Origin of the sequence: Candidatus Synechococcus spongiarum SH4 (genome assembly GCF_000586015.1) — a bacterium.
GTDB classification, from domain to species: domain Bacteria; phylum Cyanobacteriota; class Cyanobacteriia; order PCC-6307; family Cyanobiaceae; genus Synechococcus_B; species Synechococcus_B spongiarum_F.
In genome coordinates this window covers 1-3,453 of the sequence record NZ_JENA01000179.1, presented here as the reverse complement: position 1 = coordinate 3,453, position 3,453 = coordinate 1, and the positions used below count along the sequence as shown (strand labels likewise).

Annotated in this window: 2 protein-coding genes; one reads left to right on the top strand and one right to left on the bottom strand. The window is 61.9% G+C overall.

Annotated elements, in window-relative coordinates:
- Window positions 1-92 precede the first annotated feature (92 nt).
- Window positions 93-2,258: a polyphosphate kinase 1 gene (gene ppk1 / locus BG35_RS0107895; RefSeq protein WP_025782395.1), complete on the top strand. Its 2,166-nt coding sequence runs from the start codon at window positions 93-95 to the stop codon at window positions 2,256-2,258.
- A 14-nt stretch (window positions 2,259-2,272) separates the two neighbouring features.
- On the opposite strand, the gene BG35_RS0107890 is transcribed toward ppk1, so the two are convergent.
- Window positions 2,273-3,453, bottom strand: a 1,181-nt coding sequence (locus tag BG35_RS0107890) for an N-acetylglucosamine-6-phosphate deacetylase (protein ID WP_025782394.1), incomplete at its 5' end; no start/stop codon positions are given.

The window sequence follows — 3,453 nt, the reverse complement described above, 5'->3', positions numbered from 1 at the left end:
TCTTCCACCAGGGAAACACTGAAAAGAAAATCTGCTAGAAAGAAACAAGGGTGTTGTATCACAGCCTCCTGCTGGACTTTCTCTTGTCTTCCATGGCAGCCGTCGGCCTTTCCGCGTCTTCGTTTATTAACCGGGAGCGAAGCTGGATTCAGTTTAACCAGCGGGTGCTGGCCCAGGCGCTGAACCCGCAAACGCCACTGCTGGAGCAGGCCAGATTCAGCGCCATTTTCAGCAACAATCTGGACGAGTTTTTCATGGTGCGGGTGGCTTCCCTCAAATCCCAGGTGGAAGCAGGGGTTGACCAACTCAGCCTGGATGGCCGCTCACCCCTGCAACAATTGCTGGATATTCGCGAGCAACTCACCCCTTTGTTACAACAACAACAAAACCATTACAAGAATTACCTTGTCCCCACCCTGCAGGACCATGGCGTGGAGGTTTTTAGATATACGGAACTCAACCGTCAGCAGCGGGATTGGACCACCCGGTACTTTCAGTCGCTTGTCTTTGCTGTGCTCACGCCTCTGGCGGTGGATTCGGCTCATCCGTTCCCGTTTATCAGCAACCTGAGCCTGAACATTGCGGTGCTCATTCAGGATTCGGCAATCGGCAGCCACCAGTTTGCCCGGGTGAAGGTGCCCAGAAGCCTGCCCCGCTTTGTGGATATTCCCACCCAGCTTTCCACCCTCGACTCTGTGCGCACCGTTGTTCTTCTGGAAGAGATCATCGCCCACAATCTTGATGTGCTTTTTCCCGGCACAGTGGTGACAGGCCATTATTTCTTCCGGGTGACCCGTGACGCGGATCTGGAATATCTGGAGCTGGAAGCTGACGACCTGCTGCAAGCCATTGAAGCCAGCCTGCGCAAGCGCCGTCTGGAAGGGCGGGTGGTGCGCCTTGAGGTGGACGAGCACATGCCCCAAGGGGTGGTGGATCAATTGATGGCAGGCATGGCGGTTGAGCAGGAAGACCTCTATCGCATCCGTGGTCCCCTGGGGCTGGATGATCTGTTTCAGCTCACCACCACGGCTCAACCCCAACTCCGCTATCCCCCCCATCGGGGTCGGGTGCCGCCGCCGTTTCGTCGGGCCCAGAAGAGTTTGCTGGCGGACGGCTCCCTCCCCCGGGAAGAATTCGAGAGTGTGTTTGACGTGATTCGCCGGGGTGACGTGTTGGTGTATCACCCCTATGATCTATTTGCCGGTTCGGTGGAGGAGTTTATTAACCAGGCTGCCGATGATCCGGATGTGCTGGCGATCAAGCTCACCCTCTATCGATTATCAAAAGAGTCCGCCATTGTGGATGCTCTGGAGCGGGCTTCGGAGCATGGCAAGCAGGTGTTGGCTCTGGTGGAGTTGAAGGCGCGCTTCGATGAAGACAACAACATTCAATGGGCCCGGCAACTGGAGCGGGCCGGTGTTCATGTTGTCTATGGCGTCCTGGGTTACAAGACCCACACAAAAGTAGCCTTGGTTGTGCGCAAGGAGCGACACGGTGTACGAAGTTATGCCCATATTGGCACTGGCAATTACAATGTAAAAACATCTCGTTTCTATACAGACCTTGGCCTGTTCACCTGTTGCTCAATGATTGGGCAAGACCTGGTGGAGCTATTTAACTACTTCACCGGTTATGGGAAGCAGCAGCGTTTCCGCAAACTTCTGGTGGCGCCGGTGACCCTTCGGGATCGCATGGAGGCCATGATCAACCGGGAAGTCAAACACGCCAGGGAGCAACGGGGAGGCCACATTCGCGCCAAGATGAACTCCCTGGTGGATCCCGCCATCATCCAGGCCCTCTACGGTGCAGCCCAGGCGGGTGTTCGCATTGAACTGGTTGTGCGGGGTATGTGTTCCCTGCGGGCCGGTGTGCCCGGCTTGAGCGAATCCATTCGCGTGGTCAGCGTCATTGGCCCCTTTCTGGAGCACTCCCGCATCTTCTGGTTTGGCAACGGCGGCAACCCGGAGGCATACATCGGCAGCGCCGATTGGATGACCCGCAACCTGGACCGACGGGTGGAGTGCCTGACCCCTGTGGAGGATCCCCTGCTGCGCCAGAAGCTGGAGATCCTGCTCAGCCTCTATCTGCAGGACAATTGCGGAGCCTGGCAGATGGAGACCGACGGCTCCTACCGTCCGGTTCTCCGTCGTCAGGACGAAGCCGAACGCAATGCCCAGTCGGCCTTGATTCAATACTGGCAAGCCGTCCAGGGGAAAGCGGACCTTGGGGCCGCCGCCGTTTCGGATGCCGTGACCTAGCCAGGGACAGACCGTCAAGCGGACAGTTGCGGCGTGGACCAACTGAGACGGCCCGCCTCCGGTTGCCAGCGCCAGCGCAGGAGTCGGGCCAGGGCGGCGCCCTGCAGGTGCTGGACCACACTGTCCCCGCACCCCAAAGCAGCCCGTGGCCGTACGGTTGCCGCCAGAATCGCCTCGTCCGGATTCCGGCTCCAGCGGGCCAGTCGGCCAGCCCCCTCCAGGATGCCCACCGTGGCCCCCGCCATGACGCCGTCCTCCAGCCGACAGACCCCCTGCCGGACCGTGATCCAGCGCTGCCCCCAGGGATAACGCCCCTCCTCCGCCAGGCCGTAGGGGGCCAGAGCGTCGCTCACCAGCGCCACCCGACCGGGGGCCATGCGGGTGAGCAGCACCGCCACGGCAGGATCAACATGGACCCCATCGGCAATGAGCCCCAGGAACACCGGCTCCGGGGCCAGGCAGGCGGCGGCAACGGGACCCGGAGCCCGGTGGTGCAAGGGGGGCATGGCGTTGAACGCGTGGGTCAGCAGACGCGCCCCTGCCGCGAAGGCTGCGCCCGCCTGGGCCTGGCTGGCCTCCGTGTGTCCAAGACTCACCACAATGCCCTGCTCCACCAGCCAGGTGAGGGCGGCATGGTGGGGGTCCAGTTCCGGCGCCATGGTGAGCAGGGCCACGTCCTCGGCGCTGAAACCCTGCATGAGTTGTTGGAGTTGCCCAGGCTCCAGGGGTTGCACATGGCGGCGGGGATGGGCGCCGCGCCTGCTCTCCGCCAGAAAAGGACCTTCCAGATGAGCCCCCAGTAGCCGGGTTTCCCCCGGACTTTGCTGCTGTCGAACCTGGCGCAGCAGGGCCAGGCTCCGGCGCAACCGCGCCAGTGGCGCGGTGATCAGGGTGGGACAGACGGCATCCACCCCCTGCCGCCGGAGCCACGCCAGGGCCTGGTGAAGACGGCCCAACTGCCCCGCTTCCAGATGGCCGAACCAAAGCCCTTGCAGGCCGTTGATCTGCAAGTCCACCGCCGCCGGACTCAACCAGTCCCCCTGCCAACGCCAGTGGCGATCATGACGCGCCTCCGGGGCCTGATCCGCCGCCTCGGGGCGCAAGTCGCGGATCAGGCCCTGCCCGTCCAGGCGGAAACACCAGAACCCCGGCTCCCCGGGCAGGCGCAGACGGGAACAATGCACTTCAGCCATTC